23 protein-coding genes and 1 tRNA gene are annotated in these 24333 nt (G+C 55.7%); 8 read left to right on the forward strand and 16 right to left on the reverse strand.

From position 1 onward, the window contains the following. Positions 1-85: 85 nt before the first annotated feature. Positions 86-994: a LysR family transcriptional regulator gene (locus FDP13_RS17990; protein ID WP_143840059.1), complete on the reverse strand. Its 909-nt coding sequence runs from the start codon at positions 992-994 to the stop codon at positions 86-88. Between the two features lie 254 nt (positions 995-1248). On the opposite strand from FDP13_RS17990, the gene FDP13_RS17995 reads away from it, so the two are divergent. Continuing rightward, complete coding sequence (locus tag FDP13_RS17995; RefSeq protein ID WP_143840060.1) at positions 1249-2352, forward strand: alkene reductase; 1104 nt, start codon at positions 1249-1251, stop codon at positions 2350-2352. Positions 2353-2652: 300 nt separating this feature from the next. On the opposite strand, the gene FDP13_RS18000 is transcribed toward FDP13_RS17995, so the two are convergent. The 8 genes from FDP13_RS18000 to gpt form a co-directional block, all read right to left on the reverse strand. Further along, complete coding sequence (locus tag FDP13_RS18000; protein ID WP_143840061.1) at positions 2653-3057, reverse strand: type II toxin-antitoxin system YafO family toxin; 405 nt, start codon at positions 3055-3057, stop codon at positions 2653-2655. Then, positions 3054-3347 (reverse strand): type I toxin-antitoxin system antitoxin YafN, encoded by a 294-nt coding sequence (yafN, locus tag FDP13_RS18005; protein ID WP_143840062.1) that lies wholly within the window; start codon positions 3345-3347, stop codon positions 3054-3056. Before yafN ends, FDP13_RS18000 begins: the two co-directional genes overlap by 4 nt. Before the next feature lie 354 nt (positions 3348-3701). Then, positions 3702-3777, reverse strand: a tRNA-Thr gene (locus FDP13_RS18015). Between the two features lie 154 nt (positions 3778-3931). Continuing rightward, positions 3932-5185 (reverse strand): glutamate-5-semialdehyde dehydrogenase, encoded by a 1254-nt coding sequence (gene proA / locus FDP13_RS18020; protein ID WP_143840063.1) that lies wholly within the window; start codon positions 5183-5185, stop codon positions 3932-3934. A gap of 10 nt (positions 5186-5195) precedes the next feature. Further along, positions 5196-6299, reverse strand: a complete 1104-nt coding sequence (gene proB / locus FDP13_RS18025) for a glutamate 5-kinase (protein ID WP_012768658.1) — start codon at positions 6297-6299, stop codon at positions 5196-5198. A 124-nt stretch (positions 6300-6423) separates the two neighbouring features. Continuing rightward, positions 6424-6783 carry a sigma factor-binding protein Crl gene (gene crl, locus FDP13_RS18030; protein WP_012768657.1) on the reverse strand — a complete coding sequence of 120 codons (360 nt, stop codon included), beginning with the start codon at positions 6781-6783 and terminating at the stop codon, positions 6424-6426. 358 nt (positions 6784-7141) lie between these two features. Next, positions 7142-8392 (reverse strand): esterase FrsA, encoded by a 1251-nt coding sequence (gene frsA, locus FDP13_RS18035; RefSeq protein WP_012768656.1) that lies wholly within the window; start codon positions 8390-8392, stop codon positions 7142-7144. Positions 8393-8593: 201 nt separating this feature from the next. After that, positions 8594-9052: a xanthine phosphoribosyltransferase gene (gene gpt, locus FDP13_RS18040; RefSeq protein WP_012768655.1), complete on the reverse strand. Its 459-nt coding sequence runs from the start codon at positions 9050-9052 to the stop codon at positions 8594-8596. Positions 9053-9283: 231 nt separating this feature from the next. Between gpt and FDP13_RS18045 the strand changes: the two genes are divergently transcribed. Both FDP13_RS18045 and pepD read left to right on the forward strand, forming a co-directional pair. Next, positions 9284-9478, forward strand: a complete 195-nt coding sequence (locus tag FDP13_RS18045) for a hypothetical protein (RefSeq protein ID WP_012768654.1) — start codon at positions 9284-9286, stop codon at positions 9476-9478. Between the two features lie 249 nt (positions 9479-9727). Next, on the forward strand, positions 9728-11188 hold the full coding sequence (gene pepD, locus FDP13_RS18050) for a beta-Ala-His dipeptidase (RefSeq protein WP_143840064.1): 1461 nt from the start codon (positions 9728-9730) through the stop codon (positions 11186-11188). A 93-nt stretch (positions 11189-11281) separates the two neighbouring features. Here pepD and dinB read toward each other — a convergent pair whose 3' ends face one another. After that, positions 11282-12340: a DNA polymerase IV gene (gene dinB, locus FDP13_RS18055; protein ID WP_143840065.1), complete on the reverse strand. Its 1059-nt coding sequence runs from the start codon at positions 12338-12340 to the stop codon at positions 11282-11284. A gap of 448 nt (positions 12341-12788) precedes the next feature. Between dinB and dpaA the strand changes: the two genes are divergently transcribed. Continuing rightward, positions 12789-13514: a peptidoglycan meso-diaminopimelic acid protein amidase gene (gene dpaA / locus FDP13_RS18060; RefSeq protein ID WP_012768651.1), complete on the forward strand. Its 726-nt coding sequence runs from the start codon at positions 12789-12791 to the stop codon at positions 13512-13514. On the opposite strand, the gene FDP13_RS18065 is transcribed toward dpaA, so the two are convergent. Next, positions 13485-14252 (reverse strand): class II glutamine amidotransferase, encoded by a 768-nt coding sequence (locus FDP13_RS18065; RefSeq protein ID WP_143840066.1) that lies wholly within the window; start codon positions 14250-14252, stop codon positions 13485-13487. The two genes, dpaA and FDP13_RS18065, sit on opposite strands and share 30 nt — an antisense overlap. 55 nt (positions 14253-14307) lie before the next feature. Next, positions 14308-14889: a D-sedoheptulose 7-phosphate isomerase gene (gene lpcA, locus FDP13_RS18070; protein WP_012768649.1), complete on the reverse strand. Its 582-nt coding sequence runs from the start codon at positions 14887-14889 to the stop codon at positions 14308-14310. Positions 14890-15222: 333 nt separating this feature from the next. On the opposite strand from lpcA, the gene fadE reads away from it, so the two are divergent. Further along, positions 15223-17667, forward strand: coding sequence for an acyl-CoA dehydrogenase FadE (fadE, locus tag FDP13_RS18075; protein WP_143840067.1), 2445 nt, complete (start codon positions 15223-15225; stop codon positions 17665-17667). Positions 17668-17721: 54 nt separating this feature from the next. Here the strand turns inward: fadE and mtnK are convergent, their stop codons facing one another. Continuing rightward, positions 17722-18924 carry an S-methyl-5-thioribose kinase gene (gene mtnK / locus FDP13_RS18080; RefSeq protein WP_143840068.1) on the reverse strand — a complete coding sequence of 401 codons (1203 nt, stop codon included), beginning with the start codon at positions 18922-18924 and terminating at the stop codon, positions 17722-17724. A 147-nt stretch (positions 18925-19071) separates the two neighbouring features. On the opposite strand from mtnK, the gene mtnA reads away from it, so the two are divergent. Next, positions 19072-20103, forward strand: a complete 1032-nt coding sequence (gene mtnA, locus FDP13_RS18085) for an S-methyl-5-thioribose-1-phosphate isomerase (RefSeq protein ID WP_143840069.1) — start codon at positions 19072-19074, stop codon at positions 20101-20103. 81 nt (positions 20104-20184) lie between these two features. Here mtnA and FDP13_RS18090 read toward each other — a convergent pair whose 3' ends face one another. From FDP13_RS18090 to FDP13_RS18100, 3 genes are read right to left on the reverse strand one after another with little or no spacing between them, the layout of a single operon-like run. Beyond that, a complete protein-coding gene (locus FDP13_RS18090; protein WP_143840070.1) occupies positions 20185-20727 on the reverse strand; it encodes an acireductone dioxygenase in 543 nt (180 codons plus the stop codon). Continuing rightward, a complete protein-coding gene (gene mtnC, locus FDP13_RS18095; protein WP_143840071.1) occupies positions 20724-21434 on the reverse strand; it encodes an acireductone synthase in 711 nt (236 codons plus the stop codon). Before mtnC ends, FDP13_RS18090 begins: the two co-directional genes overlap by 4 nt. Beyond that, positions 21431-22045, reverse strand: a complete 615-nt coding sequence (locus tag FDP13_RS18100; protein WP_143840072.1) for a methylthioribulose 1-phosphate dehydratase — start codon at positions 22043-22045, stop codon at positions 21431-21433. Before FDP13_RS18100 ends, mtnC begins: the two co-directional genes overlap by 4 nt. A gap of 201 nt (positions 22046-22246) precedes the next feature. Between FDP13_RS18100 and FDP13_RS18105 the strand changes: the two genes are divergently transcribed. Together FDP13_RS18105 and FDP13_RS18110 are read left to right on the forward strand one after the other, a co-directional pair. Next, positions 22247-23404, forward strand: a complete 1158-nt coding sequence (locus FDP13_RS18105) for a pyridoxal phosphate-dependent aminotransferase (protein ID WP_143840073.1) — start codon at positions 22247-22249, stop codon at positions 23402-23404. After that, positions 23392-24159 carry an amidohydrolase gene (locus tag FDP13_RS18110; protein ID WP_012768641.1) on the forward strand — a complete coding sequence of 256 codons (768 nt, stop codon included), beginning with the start codon at positions 23392-23394 and terminating at the stop codon, positions 24157-24159. Before FDP13_RS18105 ends, FDP13_RS18110 begins: the two co-directional genes overlap by 13 nt. The last annotated feature ends 174 nt before the right edge of the window (positions 24160-24333 follow it).

The raw sequence follows: 24333 nt of genomic DNA on the forward strand, positions 1-24333 counted from the left end.
TTTGTCAAAAAAGCAACTCAGCCCCATAACACCAAGACGCTATAGATCAGCTCATCTAACATGAAACTGTAGCCGCTCGCTTTTTCTATTTGAGCAAGCCTTCTTCTTGTAGGGCTATCAATTCATCAACGACACATCGGACCTTCGGTAATACATGACGTGTCTTAGGCCAGACCAAGTGGACATCAACAAACGTGGTCGTTTCTTGTAAAACATGAACAAGCTCACCCCGCTCAAGGTACTCATCAACCAGAGAAGAGGGAAGCTGACAAAGTCCACAATGAGATAGAGCAGCGGCAATAATTGCCTCTCCATCTCCCATTTGATGGGTCGGTGGTGGGGCAAATCGAATGACTTCGTTCTCTTCGGTAAGAACTGACCAACTAAGAGGTTGACCACGACGGTAGCCAACGACACATTTATGCTCCATTAAATCCTGTGTTGTTACCGGCAATCCGGCTCTATGTAAATACTGAGGAGAGGCACAGATCTTCAGCTTTTGCTTTCCCAAACTCCGAGCAACAAGATCGCTTGTATCCTTAATTTCTCCGAATCGGATCAGCAAGTCGACACCATCTTCGATTGGGTCAATTAAATAATCGCTGAACGTCGTTGTGAGATTCAACCGAGGGTACTCTTGGGTCATTCTCAGTAACAAAGGCAGAATCACCTTTCTGCCATATGCTGCTGGTAAGTCAATTCTCAACCTGCCGCTTGGTGTTTCGGCGCGAGAGGAGAGCGTTTCTTCAATCGCAACAATTTCGGCTAGCGCTGACGAACAGGTTACATAATACGCTTCGCCATCCGCAGTTAGCGATATGCGCCGGGTTGTTCGATGAAACAGTTTGACCCCAAGGCGCTCTTCCAGTCGAGCTATGCTTTTGCCCACAGCTGACTTGCTAACATTTAACCCCTCGGCTGCGGCAGTAAAGCTGGCCGACTCCGCGGCGGCAACGAATGTACGTATATCGGCAAACGACTCCAAACGGCTCATTCTCAACCTTATTGTAGACCTATAGTCTAAAGTACTGCGAAAAAAAGCTAATTTATCACATGACACCTCTACTCTAGAATCCAACTGAACATTGACAGCCGCAATTTGGATTAGTTTCGAGCTCATCAACTCACCGTAGTTATAGAGCAAAACCTTAAAGCACGAGTGGGCATCCAAGCTGATGTAACAAAACCTCTCATGCAGCCAAGATGAGGTGATAGTCAATAAAGTCTTTGTCGATAAAGGAGAACACCTTGTCCAAACTATATGAAACTTACCAGTTGGGTACTTATCGTCTTCAAAACCACGTTGCGATGGCGCCCATGACTCGCGCACGCAATGCCAATCTAATAGCGAACGAACAGACTGCTTTGTATTACCGCCAGAGAGCGGCTACTGGGCTGATTGTTTCCGAAGGGACCCCCGTGTCGCCAGAGGGGCAGGGCTATATCGCGGTACCAGGAATTTGGTCCGATGAGCAAGTAACTGGTTGGAAATTGGTAACTAATGCTGTGCATGAAGAAGGCGGTGTGATTTTTGCTCAAATTTGGCACGTCGGTCGCATGTCACACACATCACTACAACCTGAGCATGGCGCTCCCGTGAGCTCTTCCAACAAAGCGCCGGCAAAGAGTCCCAAGACCATGGCGTTCATCAACAATGAAGATGGTACGCAAGGTTTCGCCGATCCGAGCGAACCCAGAGCATTGGAAACCGATGAAGTTGCGCGCGTAACACAAGACTTTGTGAAGGCGGCAAAAAATGCAATTGCAGCTGGCTTTGACGGTATCGAGATTCATGCCGCAAACGGCTACCTTTTTGAGCAGTTCATCAATCCGGTTATCAATGATCGTTGCGATCAGTATGGTGGCACTCTTGAGAATCGTATCCGCTTCCTGCTTGAAACTGTTGATGCTGTCAGCGACGCGATCGGTCCAGACAAAGTGGGCATTCGACTTGCGCCAAATAACCGTGTTTTCGATATGCCGGCCTATCCAGAAAGCGAGGCTACTTATCTGGTAATCGCACAAGAGTTGTCGAAGCGCCACCTGGCCTATGTGCACCTTAACGATAACTTCAGTTCAGGTAGTTCCGACATTTCCGAAGCGTATCTGCGTGAATTCCGGAAGGCTTACACTGGCACGTTGATTCTTGCTGGCCGCATGACCAAGGAACGGGCAGAGTCCCTTATTGACGAAGGTGTAGTCGATATGGCGGCATTCGGTCAGCCCTTTATTGCCAATCCTGACTTGGTAGAAAGACTACAAAAAGGATTGCCGCTGGCTACTCCAAATCGCGCTACATACTATGGGGGTGGTAGTGAGGGGTATACAGATTATCCTAAAGCGAGCATTTAACCATAAATCAACATTCATGCCGGCAATCTGCCGGCATTTTTCTTTGGCTAATTGGCGATTGTTCAGATCGCAAAAACGACGCCGAATGACCTACTTACTCGGACAAATTCTCTACATTTCGGAACGGTTGTTTAGGTCTCAGCATCGGCTCAACCGAATCACACGGGTGAAATAGGAATGGAATATAAAAACTAATTTATTGATAATTTTAGTAAATAATCCATTCTATCTTTACTGATACCCCCAAATATACCCCCAACGGCTTTTGCGCCCCGGTTCATCGGGCGTTTTTTGCACACATCAATACGTCATTCTGAATGCTTCGGCCATCACGCCTATCTTGTGCATGTGGTTATTATTTCGCGCCATCTTATGCGCTTCGGGTTTCAGAATAATAATCAGCAGGTAGGCATCTGGATCATTGGCCCCCTGGCAGTACACCAAGTGAGCCTGATCGCTGGTTCGTTTGAACTGACGTAAAAACTTCGGGAAAGGGGCATCCGCATCAGCAAGATGAATGTGCGCTACCTGTTCTTCTTTCACCAGGGGATAGGTGCGGTCATCATCGTAAGGGGCTTCACGGCCAAAGGTATCCGGCAACACGCCCTCTTTTTTATACGACAGAAAATCCGCCACCAAATCATCCAGCTCTTGCGGGCTCAATTGCTGGCGGATAAGCGTTGATTTGAAAATCCTGATGCTCATTCCGTGAACTCGGTCAGATCCTTGTCAGAGGCGTTTTGCAGTAATGTCTTCCCGTTCTGCGCAATCTCGCTTAACCGTTCAGCGCTTGGACGAAAACGCGCAGCGGTATACACCCTACCCTGCTTCTCTTCCAACAAGTCGATCAGTTCTTCAAACACCTTAGCGCTGACCATGTAGCCAGCCGGACGGTTGTTCGATAGCACCGCGACAGGTTCATCAATAAAATATTTCGCCGGGTTTTTTCTTAACTCGGTGATGTTGATAGATTTTTCAGCAAGAATGCGTTCCATAAATCACCTGTAAAACGTCTGTTATAGTAATCATTTTAATGTACATGATAATAAACATCCAGTTGTACGCTTAAAAAACAGGCAATGCTAATACCAAGGCCCGGTGTTTAACAGGCTGCTTTTCTGGCGCTTGACCCCGCCCAGGTGCTTAACAGCATCCCTTTCAGGCTCAAGCCGCTGAGTTAACCCTGCATATCGTTGGTGGATAAACACAAACAACCCGCCCGGCACGATAGCGATTCAAGCCTGTTCACAACGTCGGTAAACCCGGTTCAGCACACGGCGAAACGTAACCTCAGTGTAACCCCAGCGTAAAAATCGATTTAGGAATTTGTGATAAGTTATTGATTTAGATGGTGCCGATAATAGGAGTCGAACCTACGACCTTCGCATTACGAATGCGCTGCTCTACCAACTGAGCTATATCGGCCCTGAGAGCGTCCCGCGAGTGCGTGACGATGAACTACGGGGTGACAAACTAGTCAAATCATTACGGTAAGTCAATACTTGTGCGTATCGTCTGATGGTTTTCTAAGCGCCCGGCCCGGCAGGCACGCTCTCGCGGCTGCCGGGCACGATGGGGTTCACGCGCGAACCAGATCGTCGCCGTAACCAATCCATTTGTAGGTGGTGAGCGCTTCCAGCCCCATTGGGCCGCGGGCGTGCAGCTTCTGGGTGCTGACCGCCACTTCCGCGCCAAGGCCAAACTGGCCGCCGTCGGTAAAGCGGGTGCTGGCGTTGACGTATACTGCCGCGGAATCCACTTCACGCACGAAACGTTCAGCGTTGCTGATGGATCGCGTCAGGATCGCATCGGAATGCTGGGTGCCGTGCCGGCGAATGTGGGCAATCGCCGCCGCCATGTCCTCAACCAACGTGACGTTGAGATCGTTGGAGAGCCATTCGTCATCGTAATCCTGCTCGTTGACGGCGATGACCGTGGCCGGCCCGTTCGCCAGATACGGCATGGCGCTGTCGCTGGCGTGCAGCGTGACGTTGGCCTGCGCCATTTTCTCACTGAGCAGCGGCAGAAAACGTGCGGCAATCGTCTGGTGCACCAACAGGGTTTCCAGGCTGTTGCAAGCGCTGGGGCGCTGTATTTTGGCGCTTTCGATAACAGTCAGCGCTTTTTCAAAATCAATACTGTCGTCGGCAAACATATGGCACACGCCGATGCCGCCGGTAATCACCGGAATGGTGGACTGCTCGCGGCACAGTTTGTGCAGCCCGGCACCACCGCGCGGGATCAGCATATCCACGTAGCGATCGAGCTTCAGCAGTTGGTTGACCAGCTCACGATCCGGGCTTTCAATCGCCTGGATCGCGGCGGCGGGTAAGCCGCATTCGGTGAGCGCCTGCTGAATCACTTTTACCGTAGCGGCGTTGGTGCGATAGGTCTCTTTACCGCCGCGCAATATCACCGCGTTGCCGGTTTTCAGGCACAGGCTGGCGACATCCACCGTCACGTTCGGCCGGGCTTCATAAATCACCCCCACCACCCCAAGCGGCACACGGCGACGCTCCAGTTTCAGGCCGTTGTCCAGCATCCGGCCATCCATCACTTCGCCGACCGGGTCATTGAGGCGGCACACCTGACGCACATCGTCGGCAATCGCTTTCAAGCGCGCCGGAGTCAGTTGCAACCGATCCAACAACGCCTCGCTCATGCCGTTTTCTCTGGCCTGCGCCAGATCCTGCTCGTTGGCGAAAAGAATGGCGTCGCGCTGGGCTTCCAGCAGATCCGCTATCGTCATCAACGCCTTATTTTTCTGGCTGGTGCTCAGCGCCGCCAGTTGATAAGAGGCTGCTCTGGCCGCCTGCCCCATTTGCTCAAGCATGGTGTGTTCCTCAAATAATGATCATGTCATCGCGATGAACCGCGACCGGGCCGTATTCATACCCCAGGATTTCGGCAATCTCCTGGGAGTGGTGCCCGGCTATCATGCGCAGCGCGTCGCTGTTGTAACGGGTCACGGCATGGGCCAGATCACGCCCGTTCAGACTGCGGATACGAATGACTTCGCCACGGGAGAAATTGCCCGCCACCTCACGGATGCCTTTCGGCAACAGTGAGCTACCGCGCTCCAGCATGGCGGCCAGCGCGCCGTCATCAACGATAATCTCACCGGCTGGCGGCGCCCCGAAGATCCAGCGTTTACGGCTTTCCAGCGGGGTTTCCAGCGCGTGGAAGCGGGTGCCGACCGAGACGTCGTTAATCACATCGGCAATCACGCCGGCGCGGTTGCCTGCGGCAATCACCACTTCGATACCGGAACGGCACGCCACGTCGGCAGCCTGCAATTTGGTAGACATACCGCCCGTGCCCAGGCCGGAGACGCTGCCGCCGGCAATCTGACGCAGTTCGTCGGTCACGCCTTGCACTTCACGGATAAGCTCCGCCTCGGGGTTCGTGCGCGGGTCGGCGGTGAACAGCCCGGTCTGATCGGTCAACAGCAGCAGTTTATCGGCATCCGCCAGCATGGCGGCCAGCGCCGACAGGTTATCGTTATCACCGACTTTGATTTCCGCCGTCGCCACCGCATCGTTCTCGTTAATCACCGGAACAATGTTATTGTCGAGCAGGGCACGCATGGTATCGCGGGCATTGAGGAAACGCTCCCGGTCTTCCAGGTCGGCACGGGTCAGCAGCATCTGGCCAATATGGATGCCATAGATGGAGAACAGTTGTTCCCACAGTTGAATTAACCGGCTCTGCCCCACCGCCGCCAGCAACTGCTTGGTGGCGATGGTCGGTGGTAGTTCCGGGTATCCCAGATGCTCGCGGCCGGCGGCAATCGCCCCGGAAGTCACAATCACAATGCGATGCCCTGCGACATGCTGCTGGGCGCACTGGCGCACCAGCTCAACAATATGGGCGCGGTTGAGGCGGCGTGAACCGCCGGTCAGCACGCTGGTGCCCAGTTTTACAACCAAAGTCTGGCTGCCACTCATAATATTTCTGCCGTTGCGTTGAACTATAAACAATAAGGATGAAAAAACGTTGTAACAGGAGAGACGCGCTATGCCAACCAGCACAACGCGAAAACCCCAGGCTCCGGCGCGATGCCGGACAGCATCATGGTCGTGCGGAGAGGGAAAAAGGTGGGTCGAGTTGTTCTACCAGCGCCTGCAGGCGGGTATGGAAATCTTCACGGGTAGCCAGCACTTTCTCATGTACCTCAATATCTTTGATGGTTTCTTCGCGCCAGTTGCCAGCCTTATCGAACAGGCCGATGCGATAGGTATAAAACAGGGTTTGCTCCTGCCATTCCAGATTAAGCCACCAGCCCCAAAACTCTCGCTTTTCCGGCGCGGGTTTTACATTGACACAAACCGCCAGGCAATCAAAGAAAAAACGGTTTTCTTCGCACTGATCTTCACGCAAATACGGCCCCAATGAGGCAAATTTCTTGATGAGCCTGCTTTTCACTGCCATGACACCCTCCTTTAAATCAGAAGACTTCCAAGCATTCACAGCGACGGAGTCAATCAACCTGCCAGAACTGCTGACACGGGTTCAAGTTTTTTTGCGTCCGTCGTTTCAGGGCGCGAGCCATGTCACACCGACGCGTCAATTGATAAGAAAAACTACTTATTTACAGTTATTTATTTATCAATCTACAGTTACACACGTCAACACTAAAATCCGTAATATGTGTGTCAGCCTGCAACAGAGCGCTGATGTTCATCTGCCGAAAGGTACATGGCGGTAAAAAAAGGCGCGGTTTATTCATAAGTAACGGCGTGGTATTGGTTGGCATGTCGGCAGCTACCGCACACTCAACATGCCGGGATTACCGCAACTGCCGGCGCAACCAGTCGGTCATCTGTTGCAACGCCAGATGAAACGTCTGATATACCGGTGAAAAGTTCAGCGCCAGCAATTTCCCTTGCTGTGACGAATTGACGATCAGTTGCGATTCTTCCGGCGGGCTAATCAGGTCGTCTTTCCAGTAGCCGGAAAGCATCGGCGTTGGGCAGCGCCGCCCCAGCAATCCTTGTGTTTTGAGGGAGTAACGCCCCATCTCCATCAACAACGCCGCATCCGAAGAGTAGGTCATGCCAAGACGGCTGGCCAGCACATCCATGAACATATCCGGCACCTGGCGCTGGCGCTGGGCATCCGAAAGCAGGTGATGCACAATCGGCCCAAGACAGGCCACAGCCCGCAATCGACCGGCTTCCAGATACGCCAGCCGCACTGCGATATTCGCCCCAAAACGGAACCCAAAAGCGCCGACGCGGGTATGATCAATCCAGGGCACATCCGGTAACGCACGGACAACCTGTTGATGCAGAAAACTGGAATCCTGATCCAGTTTCCAGCGTGACGAAAATCCTACCGACGGCATATCTACCGTCAGCATCGCGAACCCCGCCGGAGCCAGATAATCCTGAAACAAACGGTGATAATCGCACTGCAGCATGTCCAGGCTGCCGCAGATCAGTACGGTCGGAAACGGTGCCGTTCCCTGAGCAGGCAGATGCAGGAAAGCGGTCAGTTGCCCACCGCCTTCTATCGGAAAAGTCAGGGTTTTCAGTTCGTAGGAGAGATAATTAGCGGCCTCTTCATACGCGCGATTAGCCAGCGTCTGGGCCTGTTCCGCCAGTCCATCCCCTTTGAGATGAGGATAAGCGGCGATACTGTACAGATTGGCGGCGTTTAACCAGCACTGGCCTGCCTGCTCACACTGCGAATGGTGCCCGGCCTGCTGCTGCCAGCGCATACCTTGCGATACCCATTCGTAGATCCAGTTGCCGCCCCGATAGCCTATCACCGTATCCAGCCGCTGGTCGTCGCTACGTTCCGCCTGACTGGCGGCAATGCGCGACAGCACTTCTTCAATCTCCCACGGGTGCACACCACGCCAGATCCACAGCAGGCGGTTGATCATCCGATACCAGTTGCGGGTATTTTCGCCCTCCAAAGCCGAGTGCATCACCGCCGCGCCGCTCGCATTGCGAGAGCGCTGAATCAGCGTGGAAGTTTCCTGATGGTTTATCGATGGTTTAAACAGCGTTTCGGACAGGTTGGCCTGAATCACAGCAGCCTCCGTGGACGAATCAAAGAGAGAAAGAATGGTGATGATGTAAAGAAACAGCTTACCGGAGCATGGCGGCGAAAAACACCGATACTGCGCAATCCTTGCTTCATACCGCGTAATTCTATATACCGCGTAAGTCTATCGACGAAAACAAACGCGCCCGGCATAACCGGGCGCGTTGGCAATCAATGCGGCGATGGATTAACGCCCAACCAAAGGCGGCACAAACACCACGCCCATATCCCACGGCTGCTCAATCCAGGTATCCTGCGGGATATCGACTTCGTAGTCGTCTACCAGCGGTTTACCGGCCGGTTTGGCGAAAATAGTGATAAAGTGGGCTTTCGGGTACATCTCGCGGATCGCTTTGGCGGTGCCGCCGGTATCCACCAAATCATCAATCACGATGTAGCCTTCACCGTCGCCTTCAGCACGTTTCAACACTTTCAGTTCGCGCTGGTTGTCATGATCGTAGCTGGAGATACACACGGTATCGACATTGCGAATACCCATTTCGCGAGCCAGCAAGGCTCCCGGAACCAAGCCGCCACGGCTCACGGCAATAATGCCTTTCCACTGTTCGGCCGGCAGCAGACGCTGAGCCAGTTTACGGGCATGGATTTGCAACATATCCCAGGTGACGATGTACTTTTCACTCATAAAACATATCCCAGCCAACAGTATCGTCGGCTTAATCAGAGTCAGAAGGGGAAAATAAGGTTGCGCGAGATTATAGATAGCTGGTCGGACAAAAACCAGTATTTATGCGCACACGGTCAAATGGTAACTCACCGTAATTAATTAGCCGTTCGTAATGTGAAAAAGTTATTAGACGCCATGTTACGAATACGTTACAACCAAGGAGAACAAAAAACAGCCAGGAGAACACCCATGACGATTCTTGACAGTTTCCTCCTCGCACAACTGGACGTGCTCGCCCCTTTCTTTGTCATCACCATACTGATGTTGTTCTGCTTTGAACTGAGCATCAGCTTACGCCTGCTGCGTCAACGACAGCCGGCTTTGATTCCGGTGGCAACACGTCATCACGACACCGCTTCCGATACGCGCCGTCGTCACGATTAATCACCAAGCACAGGAAGAGAGTCACCTCTCTTCCCCTGATTCTCGTCTACCGCCGCCACCACCACGCACGACGCCGCCCTATACCGCGCGGCCATGCATAATCCTTATGCCGCGGACATTCTCTACGATCACGAGAAAGTGGTATTCTGTCCTAACATGCCTGCGTCCTCAGGCGATTAATAACGATGTTGTTCCGGCATCACACGCTGTTTATCGCGTGAGTGCTTAACTGGAGAGGTTAATTAAATAGTGTCTGTCTTGTCTCAACTCTCCCCACAGCCGCTGTGGGATATTTTCGCCAAAATCTGTTCTATTCCGCATCCTTCTTACCATGAAGAAGCACTGGCGACCTATATTCTGTCCTGGGCGCAGGAGCGCGGCCTTCATACGGAACGTGATCAGGTAGGCAATATTCTGCTGCGTAAACCGGCGACGCCCGGCATGGAAAACCGTAAGGCAGTGGTTCTCCAGGCGCATCTGGACATGGTGCCGCAGAAAAACAACGACACGGTACATGATTTCACGACCGATCCGATCCAGCCCTATATCGATGGCGAGTGGATCAAGGCGCGCGGCACCACGCTGGGTGCAGACAACGGTATCGGTATGGCTTCCGCTCTGGCCGTTCTGGCTGACGACAACGTAGAACACGGGCCGCTGGAAGTTCTGCTGACCATGACGGAAGAAGCCGGCATGGACGGGGCGTTCGGCCTGCAACCCAACTGGCTACAGGGCGACATCCTGATCAATACCGATTCCGAAGAGGAAGGCGAAATTTACATGGGTTGCGCCGGCGGTATTGATTTTCTGACCCGCCTGGCATTGCAGCGTGAAGCGGTTCCGGCCGGTTACCAGACGATGACACTGGTCATCAAAGGGCTGAAAGGCGGCCATTCCGGCTGCGATATCCACCTGGGCCTCGGCAACGTCAACAAACTGCTGGCGCGTTTTCTGGCGCAACACGCCGCGGAACTGGATCTGCGCGTTATCGATTTGCACGGCGGTACGCTGCGTAACGCCATTCCGCGCGAAGGGGCGATTACGCTGGCGGTGCCGGCCGACAAGGCGGATGCCCTGAAGACCGCGGCGCAAGCTTATCTGGCGGTGCTAAAGCACGAACTCGCCGCGGTAGAAAAAAACATCACCCTGTTGTTGGAAACGGCAGACAACACATCAGCCGCGTTGACCACCGCCAGCCGCGACCGTTTTATCGCTCTGCTGAATAGTATGCCGAACGGCGTGATCCGCATGAGTGATGATGTGAAAGGCGTCGTGGAAACGTCGCTGAATGTCGGCGTAGTCAGCATGACCGATGCACAGGCTGAAATTCACTGCCTGATTCGCTCATTGGTCGACAGCGGCAAAGACTATGTCGTCAGTATGCTCACTTCGCTGGGCGAACTGGCTGGTGCCGAGACCCAGGCCAAGGGCGGTTACCCAGGCTGGCAGCCGGATGCACAGTCGCCGGTGATGCACCTGGTACGCGAAACCTACCAGAAGCTGTTCGACAAAACCCCGAACATTATGGTGATTCATGCCGGGCTGGAGTGCGGCTTGTTCAAGAAACCGTATCCGGACATGGATATGGTTTCGATTGGGCCGACCATCACCGGGCCTCACTCGCCGGATGAACAGGTTCATATCGCCAGCGTCGGCCTGTACTGGAAACTACTGACGGCGCTGCTGAAAGCTATTCCGGAACGCGCGTAACCCGCACGAGTGATGCCCCTGAGCGGGCATCACTCGCCTGCCTTATTCACCACCACGCGCCGGTCTACGACGTGTAATATCCCGTCGCCGGTTTCAATCCCATGGTAATATCAATTGCCGCTCGAGTTGCGGGTCGATCAACGACACATGCAACCCAACCAGCCGAACCCCTCTCGCTTCGCGTCGCTGCTCCCAGCTCTCCCGCGCCAGCCTCAGCAAATCCGGCTTATTCAACACCGGCCAGACATGTTCCTGCGTCGTCTGGCGAAAATCATCGAATTTGAGTTTGACCCCTTGCCGGGCAATATGCAGATCCGGGCGAACACGCCGCAAGCGCAGTTCAAGCTCGTCATACAGCCGTTCGACCAACGCTTCACAAGCCGCCCAGTCGTAAATATCCTGCGCCAGCGTTTTTTCCACCCCGACCGATTTTCGCAGGCGATCCGGCGAAACCTGGCGTTCATCAATACCATGACAACGTTCCCACAACACCCGGCCGAACTTCCCGAATTCCCGCAGCAGTTCGCTCAGCGCGTAGCGGCGAACATCGGCACAGGTGTGCAAGCCGCACTCGGCCAGTCGTCTGGCGGTTACACTACCGACGCCGGGAATTTTTTCCAGCGGCAACGCCAGCAGAAACGCCTCCATTTGCACAGGTGAAATGACATACTGCCCGTTGGGTTTGTTTTGTTCGCAGGCGACTTTGGCGAGAAACTTGATCGGTGCAATACCGGCCGACGCAGTCAGGTGCAATTCATTAAAAATCGCCTGGCGAATTTCCTGCGCCATCAGCGTCGCTGAACCGCCGCAATAGGGGCTGTCGGTCACATCAAGATACGCTTCATCCAGCGACAGCGGCTCAATCAACGACGTGTAGCGGGAAAAAATCTCACGGATCTGGCCGGAGACCGCTTTGTACTCGTCCATACGGCCGGGCAATAGCGTCAAATGAGGGCAGAGCCGCAACGCGGTAGCCGTTGCCATCGCGCTGCGCACACCATAGCGACGAGCCGGATAGTTGGCGGTGCAAATCACGCCACGACGATCAGCGCTGCCGCCAATCGCCAGCGGAATATCGCGCAGGCGCGGATTATCCCGCATCTCTATTGCGGCGTAAAAGCAATCCATATCGACATGAATGATTTTGCGCATCGCCCCCCCGAAAACTGTATGAATATACAGTCAACATTAGCCACGAGCAAGCCTTCTGCGGCTCGGGGCCGCACATCAACCGAGCGACGGGGTTATCAGCGGGAGATTCTATCAGTGGGAAATTTCATCAGCGGGAAATTCTATCGGCAGGAGGTGCTATCGGCAGGAATAGTCCGATTTTTTATTCTTTTTTCCTTCCTGAATAAAACAGATACGGTGATAATGTGGGGGCGCGACTTGACATCAGACTATCTCCCGCTACGGGGCATAGCCTAATGGCAGGACCAAGCCTGACAGATAAAAAACATGCGGGGCGTCATCGCCATATACCGTATTCAGAATCCCCCATAATTTTGCGTTGCCGGGCAACATACAGGCGTTTGAAGCGCGCCCGGCGACCTGAAATATGACGGGTATAAAATAACAGCGCTAATAATCAGGATTAACAATGCACAAAGTCGCGTTTTCGCTTGCGATGTTGTTTATTTTGCCTTCCGTCGCCATCAACAGCAGCTACGCCAACCCGCTCTCACCGGTGGCGACCGAAACCAAACAGCAGGTTACCGGTTCACCGGTTTATATTCAGATCTTCAAGGAAGAGCGGGTTCTGGAGCTTTATGCCATGATTGGCGGCGAATACAAACTGGTACAGAGTTACCCGATTTGTAAATACTCCGGCGGTCTTGGCCCCAAAATGACCGAAGGCGACTTTAAAAGCCCGGAAGGGTTCTATCAGGTTGATTTGAGACAACTTAAGCCAGATAGCCATTATTATCGTGCGATTAACGTCGGTTTCCCGAACGAGTATGACCGCGCGCATGGTTATTCCGGCCGCTACCTGATGATTCACGGCGAGTGCGTGTCTATCGGCTGCTATGCCATGACCAATAAATACATCGAAGAGATTTACACCTACGTGGAGAAAGCGCTGCGCAACGGGCAGCAAAAAGTAGAGCTGGCGATTTACCCGTTCCGCATGACCGAGCAGAACATGAAACGCCACAGCCGCTCCAACTATTACAAATTCTGGAGTCAGCTGCAGCCGGGCTATGCCTACTTCAACCGGACCCATCAACCGCCGGCGGTATCGGTGCTTAACGGGCAGTATGTGGTTAACCAGTCCTCGCCCGCGGCTCAACCGGCGTCAAATTATACGCTCGCCAAAACAAAATAAGACGAATTCGCCTGGCTGAATCGGATGCCAGGTTTCGTTGCAGGTCAACGGCTGAGTCGCCAGCACCGTGACCACATCATTCGGTGTGGTCTGCTGCTGGAAGTCTATCTCCACGTCATCATCCAGCAAGGTCGCCTTACCAAACGGCGCTCGCCGGGTGATCCAGTGCAGTTTGGTCGAACAGAACGCCATCACGAACTGCCCGTCCGACAGCAACATGTTGAATACGCCTTTCTTGCGTAGTTGATCCGCCAGCGTGGCGATATAACGGAACACCGCCGGCCAGTTGGACGGCGTGCGCGGATAGCGTTGCGACAACTGATACAACAACCAGCAAAAAGCATATTCGCTATCGGTTTCCCCGACCGGACGAAAATGACCGGTTTTCAGGCGGCGATACCCTTTCAGTTGGCCGTTGTGGGCAAAGGTCCAGTTTCGGCCCCACAGCTCGCGGGTAAACGGGTGGGTATTTTCCAGCGCCACTGCGCCGCGGTTAGCCTGGCGAATATGGGAAACCACCGCGCGGGATTTGATCGGATAGTTCTGCACCAATTCGGCAATCGGCGAGTTGAAGCTGGGCAGCGGATCTTTGAAGGTACGGCAGCCGTTTCCTTCGTAGAACGTAATTCCCCAGCCATCGCGGTGCGGCCCGGTACGGCCGCCCCGCTGCATCAGGCCGGTAAAGCTGAAACAGATATCCGTTGGGACGTTGGCACTCATCCCAAGCAGTTCACACATGTCCGGTTCCTTTAACGACGTAGGGTTCCTTTAACTGTCGCGCCTGATGAGGCGATCAGCTGCCGGCCATTTCCTTTTCAATCAGTTGAATCAGAATGTGGATAGCCTTGATATGCACTTCCTGAATACGGTCGGCATAACCGAAGTGCGGTACACGAATTTCCACATCGGCGGTGCCGGCCATTTTGCCGCCGTCTTTACCGGTCAACGTAATCACTTTCATACGTTTAGCGCGTGCAGCGCTGATTGCCTTGATGATGTTGCCGGAATTGCCGGAGGTGGAAATACCCAGCAGCACATCCCCTTCACGCCCCAGCGACTCGACATAACGGGAGAACACGAAGTCATAGCCGAAATCGTTGCTGACGCAGGACAGGTGGCTCGGGTCGGAAATCGCGATAGCCGGGTAGCCGGGGCGGTTTTCACGGTAACGACCGGTCAGTTCTTCAGCGAAATGCATGGCGTCGCAATGAGAGCCGCCATTGCCGCAGGAGATGACCTTTCCGCCGGCTTTAAAGGCATCCGCCAGCAAAACCGCCGCATCCTGAATCGCCTGAATATTGGCGTCGTCACTTAAAAATGTGTTCAGCGTGGATGCCGCTTCTTTCAGCTCATTACGGATTAAGTCCTGGTACATGGAATCCTCTCATTCAATGACATCATGATATGTAGGCTATGTCCCCTGATGCTGCGTAGGTCGCGGCAGGCTCGGTTACCGGCAAGCCAGCGATAAAGAGACATAACCTGTATTGCCGTGCAGTGTAGCGGATCACCCAAACCACGAGAAGCAGACAATTGCCAAACGGCGGCACTGCGCATCAGCGGCCCTCTGCGAATGTGACTTTGTGAGTCAAGTTGTAATTATGTTGTAAGAAAATTGATAAAAACATTTCACTGAACTAAAAACAGACTATACCAACAGGTCAGACCACAAGGCGTGAACTGATTATACGGACTGGAGAATAAAATCATGGTTGCAGTCAGTATCCTGATCGTTTTAATGCTTATCGGCGCATTGTTCTACCACCGAAGATCACTGTGGCTGAGCAGCGCATTGCTGGTGCTTTGGGTTGTCGCCATGGCGGCGCTACAGCTATGGTCGCCCTGGCTGCTGGTGCCGCTCGGGCTGTTGCTGGCGCCATTACTGGTCACGCCGTGGCGGCAACGATTTATTTCCGCACCGGCACTGACGGCATTCCGGCGGGTTATGCCGCCGATGTCGAAAACGGAAAAAGAAGCGATTGATGCCGGCACCACCTGGTGGGAAGGCGAACTGTTTCGCGGCACGCCGGACTGGCGTACCCTGCACGCCTACCCGCACCCGGTGCTAACCCCGGAAGAACAAGCGTTTCTGGACGGGCCGGTGGAAGAAGCCTGCCGTCTGGCGAATGATTTTGAAATCACCCACGAGCGCGCCGATTTACCGCCTGAACTGTGGGCGTTCCTGAAACAACACCGCTTCTTTGCGCTGATCATCAAAAAAGAGTACGGCGGACTGGAATTTTCCGCTTACGCACAGGCGATGGTGCTGCAAAAACTGGCCGGCGTTTCCAGCATTCTGGCGATCACCGTCGGTGTTCCTAACTCACTCGGCCCCGGAGAACTACTCCAACACTACGGTACCGACGAACAGAAGAATCACTACCTGCCGCGGCTGGCGCGCGGCGACGACATTCCCTGCTTCGCGCTGACCAGTCCGGAAGCCGGGTCCGATGCCGGCGCCATCCCCGATCTGGGTGTGGTGTGTTACGGCCATTGGCAGGGCCGGCAGGTGTTGGGAATGCGGCTGACCTGGAATAAACGCTATATTACGCTGGCGCCGGTCGCGACGGTGCTCGGTCTGGCATTCCGGCTGTACGACCCGGATCACCTGCTGGGCAACCAGGATGATATCGGCATTACCTGCGCGCTGATCCCCACACACACCGAAGGCGTCAGAATTGGCCGCCGTCACTTCCCGATTAATATTCCGTTCCAGAATGGCCCGACGCAGGGCGAAAACATTTTCGTTCCGTTGGATTACATCATTGGTGGGCCGCACATGGCGGGCCAGGGCTGGCGGATGCTGATGGAATGCCTGTCCGTCGGGCGCGGCATCACGCTGCCGTCCAACGCGACCGGCGGCCTGAAAAGCGTGGCGCTGGCGACCGGTGCTTACGCCCGTATCCGCCGCCAGTTCAAACTGCCGATCGGCAAAATGGAAGGCATTGAAGAGCCGCTGGCGCGCATGGCCGGCAACGCCTACGTGATGGATGCCGCCGCAACGCTTATCACCAGCGGCATTATGCAAGGCGCACGGCCGTCGGTGCTGTCTGCCATCGTCAAGTATCACTGCACCCACCGCGGCCAGCGCGGCATTATTGATGCGATGGATATCACCGGCGGCAAAGGCATCTGCCTGGGGCCGTCCAACTTTGTCGCCCGTCACTATCAGGGTGCGCCGATCGCCATCACCGTCGAAGGCGCCAATATTCTGACCCGCAGTATGATTATTTTCGGGCAGGGCGCCATTCGCTGCCATCCCTATATACTGAAAGAGATGGGCGCCGCGCAGGACAATGACCTGAAAGCGTTTGACCGGGCACTGTTCGGCCATCTTGGGCACATCGGCGGCAACGCGATACGCAGCCTGTGGCTGGGCCTGACCAACGGGCGCACCAGCCGCGCGCCGGTCAACGATGTCACCCGCCGCTACTACCAGCGCATGAACCGGCTAAGCGCCAATCTGGCGTTGCTGGCAGATGTCTCGATGGGCGTGCTGGGCGGCAGCCTGAAACGCCGCGAACGCCTTTCCGCCCGTCTGGGTGACGTACTGAGCCAGTTGTATCTGGCTTCCGCCACATTGAAGCGCTACGACGAAGAAGGCCGCCAGCAGGCTGACCTGCCGCTGGTGCACTGGGGAGTGCAGGATTGCCTGCATCAGGCGGAACAGGCCATCATCGATCTGCTGCGCAACTTCCCCAACAAGCTGGTAGCCCGGTTGCTGCACGGAATGATTTTCCCGTCCGGCCACGCCGGCGAGGCCCCCAGCGACCAGCTAGACCATCAACTGGCCAGGCTGTTGCAGGCGCCGTCAGCAACCCGTAGCCGCCTGGGCCGCGGGCTCTACCTGAAAACCGGCGCACATCACCCGGCGGCGCAGTTGGAACAGGCATTGCAGGATATTCTGGCGGCCGAGCCGATTTATCAGCGTTTATCGCAATCGGCAGGTTACCCGCTGCCCTTTATGCAACTGGATAAACTGGCGGAACACGGGCTGGCGGAAGGGGTGATTACGCCGGAAGAAGCCAGCGTATTGATACAGGCGGAAGCCAGTCGGCTACGTTCCATCAACGTCGATGATTTTGCCCCGGACGCGCTGAGCGCGCACAAGGTGGTGGCCGAGCAACGACTGCCTGCCGATACGGCAGCCTGAAACAAGGCACGACGCCTTTTATCCGCAAAAGGCGCCGTGTTTTTGCTATCAGGCTCAGGCACCGCTCTGACGCACCCGCGCCAGCAGGGCTTCAGGGCCGTCGATATGCGCCGCGGCCAGAATCAGCGTTTTGCCAAGCTGAATGGCATGGCGCTGGCAGTATTGACGAGCGGCATCGTCGGCGATGGTATCGAGATCAGCGACATGCGCCAGCCCGATGGTGCGGCGAATCAGTTCGGTGCCGCAATAGCCCACCGCGTCCTGCCACACCTGCTGCAGGAAGCGCTCAACGTACCCCTTCGTCGCCAGCGCCGGGTCACGGCTTTTCTCATGGCTCAGCGCCGCAAAGCGGTTAGCGAAGGTCTGCCACAGCGCCACGGTATCCGCCAGACGCCGCTCCCGCGCAGCAGACGCCTCACGCGGCGGCAATAATCCCGGCAACCCGCAATAATTCAACAGCAGGTTGCCGATCGCCGTGCCGAGATCAAACCCGATCGGGCCGTAAAAACCGAATTCGGCGTCGATCACCTTCAGGCGATTTTCCGCCACAAAAATCGATCCGCTGTGAATATCACCGTGCAGCAGCGCTTGCGCTTTACTCAAAAAGGCATGTTTAAGCGCGGCGACCGCACAGCGGAGCGGCGTGTCGTCGCGCAAGGCCAGCACATCAGGCAGCAGCGCCGGGTCGAACTGGTTGCGCTCATGCTCGATGTACGGATCGGTGAAGAACAGATCTTCCGTTATCTGGCACAATTCCGGGTTGGTAAAACGGCTTACCGCTGCCTTTTTGTCATGGGGAGACTGATAGAAATCCGAATGATGGAACAGTGCCTGCGCCAGATATTCCCCCAGTTGCGCCGCCGCTTGCGGGTAGTCATGCCCTTTCACCAGTTCGCGCCGCCAGATCTCGTGGTCAGATAAGTCTTCCTGCACCATCACCGCCAGTGCCGGATCATGGTGCAACACCGTCACCGTATATTGCGGGCAGTACTGCGCATGTGCCAACAGCGTTTCCGCTTCGATACGGGCGCGATCCAGCGTCAGCGGCCAGGACTCGCCGACACAGCGAACATACGGCAACGCCTGCTTGACGATCACCCGGCTGATGCCCTGCGTATCGCGGATCTTGAACACCAGATTCAGGTTACCGTCGCCGATTTCATCGGCTGCTATCAACGACTGCGGATCCGCAACCCCACCATATTGACGGGCATACTGCACGGCATCGTCCGCGTTAAAAGTACGGTAAAGCGACATGACCCACCTCGTTTATGTGCGTTTGTGTTTGCCTGCTATGCGCGCCCTGCTTTTAGACATAAAAGCGTTTGGACGTCTATACATCTGTATCGCATATTGGCAGAATAAGAATCCTGATGCAATAACGCAACACGGATTTAACCACCCATGCAAACCGTTAACACCACCAGTCTTCGCCTCGTCGATAATCAATTGTGGATCCTTGACCAACAGGCGTTACCGCAGGAAAAAATCTGGTGCCCCTGTCCGGACGTCGAGGCGCTGGTCAGTCATATTCGTACTCTGCGGGTACGCGGCGCACCGCTGATTGGGTTGTCCGCCAGCCTGCTGCTGGCGTTGCTGGCGGAGCAGGGTCAATCCCGGCCACAGTTGGCGCAGGCACTGGAGACGCTGCGGGCTTCCCGCCCAACCGCCGTCAACCTGATGAATAATCTGGATCGCATGAAGCAGGCGCTGGCGGCCGATGATTTCGTCAACGCCATGACGCAGGAAGCGCTGCGGTTGATTGAGGAAGATAAAGCGCTGTGCGAACGCATCGCCGATAACGGCGCCGCGCTGGTGAAACCGGGTAGCCGCCTGTTAACCCACTGCAACACCGGCGGGCTGGCGACGGCGGGCGTCGGGACGGCAATCGGCGTCATCCTGCGTGCTCATCGACAGGGTAACGTGGAGAAAGTCTGGGTAGATGAAACCCGTCCGTTGTTGCAGGGCGGGCGGCTGACCGCCTGGGAATTGGGTGAATTGGCTATCCCTTATCACTTGATCTGCGACTCGATGGCCGCGTCGCTGATGGCGCAAGGCCAGGTCGATGCCATCTGGGTCGGTGCGGATCGCATCGCCGCTAATGGTGACGTCGCCAACAAAATCGGGACTTACAGCCTGGCGGTGCTGGCGCATTACCACGGTATTCCATTTTATGTCGCCGCCCCCCACACCACCCACGATCCGCACTGCCCGAACGGCAACGCGATTCCGATCGAACAACGTGCGGCCGGCGAAGTCACCGGCGTGGCCGGTAGTTTCGGTCAGTGCCAGTGGGCGCCGCACAACGCGCCGGTGTACAACCCGGCGTTCGACGTCACGCCCGCGGCGCTTATCAGCGGCTGGGTGCTGGATAGCGGCATGATCACCCCGGAACAGGTTAGCGCCGGCATTTTTCAGCACCCGCTGGCCGGATAAGGCGAGATAAGACGCGGGTAATAAAAGCAGCTCAGAGAACAGGCCGTGCGCGGATGTATTCCGGCACGGCCTGCAACACGATTACGCCAGTTTCGGGTACGCGTCGGCGATGGTATCGCCGGTGAAGTGTGCAATCCAGCCATCCGGGTTGTTGAACAAACGAATGGCGGTGAAATGCGGTTCAGAACCCATATCGAACCAATGCGGTATACCGGCAGGCACCGACAGTAGATCGTTCTTTTCACACAGGATCTGAAAAATCCGCCCGTCCACATGCAGGCAGAACAAGCCGGCCCCTTCCACGAAGAAACGCACTTCATCTTCGGCGTGGGTATGTTCCGACAGAAACTTGGTACGCAATGCCGCTTTTTGCGGGTTATCGGCACGTATGCTGATGACATCCCAACTCTGATAGCCTTTCTCCGCCACCAGTTTATCGATCTCATGCTGATACGCCGCCAGCACCTCCTCGGCAGAAGGGTTGGCGATCAGGTCGCGGTCAGCCTGCCAGCGTTCAAAACGCACATTGATAGCGCTCAGTTGCTGAACGATCGCATCGGCATCGTGGCTTTGCCACACCGGCTGACCGGCATCGGTATCACTGAAAATAGTTAAGGCGCTCATGACGGGTTCTCCTGTGAGTTGGCCTGATAGGCGTTCAGATCTAACTGATCAAAACGGTTTACCTGACGATGCAGGCTGTCGGCATCGGCGTCATCACGGATCAACTGGCAGGTGTGCCAGCCCGCCTGTGCGGCGGCATCCAGTTCCTGACGAATATCGGACAAGAACAGCACCTCGTCGGCAGGCAGCCCAATCGCACCGGCGATGTTCCGATAGGATGCCACTTCACGTTTGGCGCCGACGCCGGTATCGAAATAACCGCTAAACAGCGGCCGTAAATCGCCCTCGTCGCTGTGGCCAAACAGCAGATGCTGCGCTTGCACCGACCCGGACGAGTAGACATACAGCGCGATGCCCTGCTCACGCCAGGCCCGCAACTGCGGCGCGACATCGCTATACACATGGCCGCGAAAATCGCCGTTACGGTAACCGCTGCGCCAGATAATGCCCTGCAACAACTTCAATGCCGGCGATTTGCGGTCTTCATCCATGAACTGATTGAACGCCGCCAGCAACTGGGTGGGCGTGGCGTCCGGCTGCCCCAGTTCCTGACGCGCTAGCGTCAGCGCCGCGGCGATCTCCGGGTCGCGCTCCGCCTGCGCCACCGCATCGGCCAGACGCGCGCGGGCATACGGGAATAACACGTTGTGTACGAAGCGGATATCGCTGGTGGTGCCTTCTATGTCGGTGACAATCGCCTTGATCATTTCGTCTCCAGTAAACGTCGTTGCAATTCACACTCGAACAGGAACTCCAGCCCTTCCAGATGGCGGCGAGCCTCTTTTACATCATTGCCCCAGCAGTACAGGCCGTGCCCGCGCACCAGCAAACCGTAATGCAGCGCCGCGACCTCATGATGGGCCGCAACCCGCTGCGCCAGTGCCGGAATATCCTGAGAGTTATCGAAAATCGGGATCGCTACCGCATCCAGGTGAGTACGTTGGCCGCTCAGCGACTTCTGCATTTCGTAGCCCTGCAACACCAATGCTGCGCTTTTTTCTACCCGCGACAGCACCGTGGCGTTGACCGAATGGGTATGCAGTACCGCACCGACCGCCGGAAGCAAGCGATAAAGCAACGTATGCAAGCCGGTTTCCGCCGACGGCGTGCGACCGCTCGGTACGTGATTCGTCGCGATATCGACCCGCAAAAAATCTTCCGCACTCAGGCTGCCTTTGTCTTTACCGGATTCGGTAATCAGGCATTGCCGTTCATCCAGACGAACGGACATATTACCGCCCGTCGCCGGGCACCAGCCTTTCTCGCCGATCCAGCGGCAGGCGGCCACCAGGGCATCCAGTTGTGAGGTATCACTCATAAATCGTCCTGTACAGGTGAAGGCGTCACGCGGTTGTCACCAGGGATGAAACCCGTTAATGAGCCTGCTTATTATGTTTGGTTATAGCTTAGCCAATTACGGAATTTAGCCGTTTAAACGTCCAAGCGTCTTGATTGCCAAATACTAACATCCTGTATATAGTGGCAGCAATAACAGGCTTGCAGGAGTCCTTTTTCAGCCATGAGCGCCGCACTGATCCCCGACAGCAAACTCCCTTCCCTCGGCACCACTATTTTTACCCAGATGAGCGCTTTGGCGCAGCAGCATCAGGCGATTAACCTGTCGCAAGGGTTTCCGGATTTTGACGGCCCCGACTACCTGAAACAGCGTCTGGCCTATCACGTTAGTCAGGGGGCGAATCAGTACGCGCCGATGACCGGCGTGGCGCCGCTGCGTCAGGCGATTGCGGAAAAGACCGCCGCGCTCTATGGCTGGCAGCCGGATGCCGACAGTGAAGTCACGGTTACCGCCGGTGCTACCGAAGCGTTGTTTGCCGCCATCAGCGCACTGGTGCGGCCGGGCGATGAAGTTGTCTGCTTTGATCCCAGCTACGACAGTTACGCCCCGGCGGTACAACTGGCGGGCGGCGTGCTGAAGCGAATCGCCCTGCAACCGCCGGCGTTTCACGTCGATTGGGCGGCATTCGGCGACTTACTGAACGACCGTACCCGGCTGGTGATCGTCAATACGCCGCATAATCCATCCGCCACCGTTTGGCGGCAGGACGATTTCAACCAGCTCTGGCAGGCCATCGCCAGCCGCGCTATTTACGTGCTGAGCGACGAAGTTTACGAACACATTTGCTTTGCCGCCGACGGCCACGCCAGCGTGCTGGCGCACCCTGAATTACGCCAGCGGGCCATCGCGGTCTCCTCATTTGGCAAAACCTACCACATGACCGGCTGGAAGGTGGGTTATTGCATTGCCCCGGCGCTACTCAGCGCCGAAGTACGTAAAGTTCACCAATACCTGACCTTTTCCGTCAACACCCCGGCGCAGCTGGCGATTGCCGATATGCTGCAACAGCAGCCGCAACACTGGCGCGAACTGCCGGACTTTTATCGCGCCAAACGCGACCGCTTCGTTAACGCGCTGGCGGCCAGTCGGCTGGATATCCTGCCCTGTGAAGGCACCTACTTCCTGCTGGCGGACTACCGCGCCATTTCCAGCCAGGATGACGTCAGTTTCTGCCGCTGGCTGACCGAGCATGTCGGCGTGGCGGCGATCCCACTGTCCGTTTTCTGTGACGCCCCCTTCCCTCATACGCTGATTCGGTTATGCTTTGCCAAGCAGGAATCAACCCTGGATGCGGCTGCGGAGCGTTTATGTCAACTTTAAAGGTCACCCTGTTACAACAACCGTTGGTGTGGATGGATGGTCCTGCCAACCTGAGCCATTTTGACGGCCTGTTAAGCGAGATTACCGACCGCGACCTGATCGTGCTGCCGGAAATGTTCACCACCGGTTTTGCCATGGAAGCGGCCAAAAGCAGCCTGGAACAGCCGGTGGTAGAAGCCTGGCTGAAACAGTGGGCGCAGCGCAACAATGCGCTGGTAGGCGGCAGCGTGGCGGTGCAGAGCGACAAAGGGGCGGTTAACCGCTTTCTGCTGGCCGACCCGCAGGGACGGCTGTACCAGTACGATAAGCGTCACCTGTTCCGCATGGCGGGCGAGCATGAGTATTACCAGTCCGGCCAGACGCGGGAAATCGTGGAATGGCGCGGCTGGCGGATTATGCCGCTGATCTGCTACGACTTGCGCTTTCCGGTATGGTCCCGCAATCGTCAGGATTACGATCTGGCGCTGTACGTCGCCAACTGGCCGGCACCGCGCGCGCAGCACTGGAAAACCCTGCTGGCGGCGCGGGCGATTGAAAATCAGGCTTACGTGGCGGGCTGCAACCGCGTCGGCACCGACGGCAACGGCCACAGCTATCAGGGCGACAGCCTGATTATCGACGCACAAGGCGCAATTCTGGCCTCGGCCCCTGAGCATCAGCCTGCACGCCTTGACGCCGAATTATCGCTGGAAGCGCTGCAAAGCTACCGTGAAGCTTTTCCCGCCTGGCGCGACGCCGATAAGTTCGGTTTGTAATATTAAGAGTCAAGAGCGCTTTTGATTCAGACTACTGACAAACGCATTAAGTACAGGACGAAGCATCTTTCCGGCGTCAAAAACTGCGCTGAGGTGGGCGGCTTCGCCGGGTGAGCCGCATGGACGATGAAATGGACGCTCCTACTTGACGGCATCGAATGTGCCAAACTGAGA

Origin of the sequence: Dickeya sp. ws52 (assembly GCF_007210685.1) — a bacterium.
Taxonomy (GTDB): domain Bacteria; phylum Pseudomonadota; class Gammaproteobacteria; order Enterobacterales; family Enterobacteriaceae; genus Dickeya; species Dickeya chrysanthemi.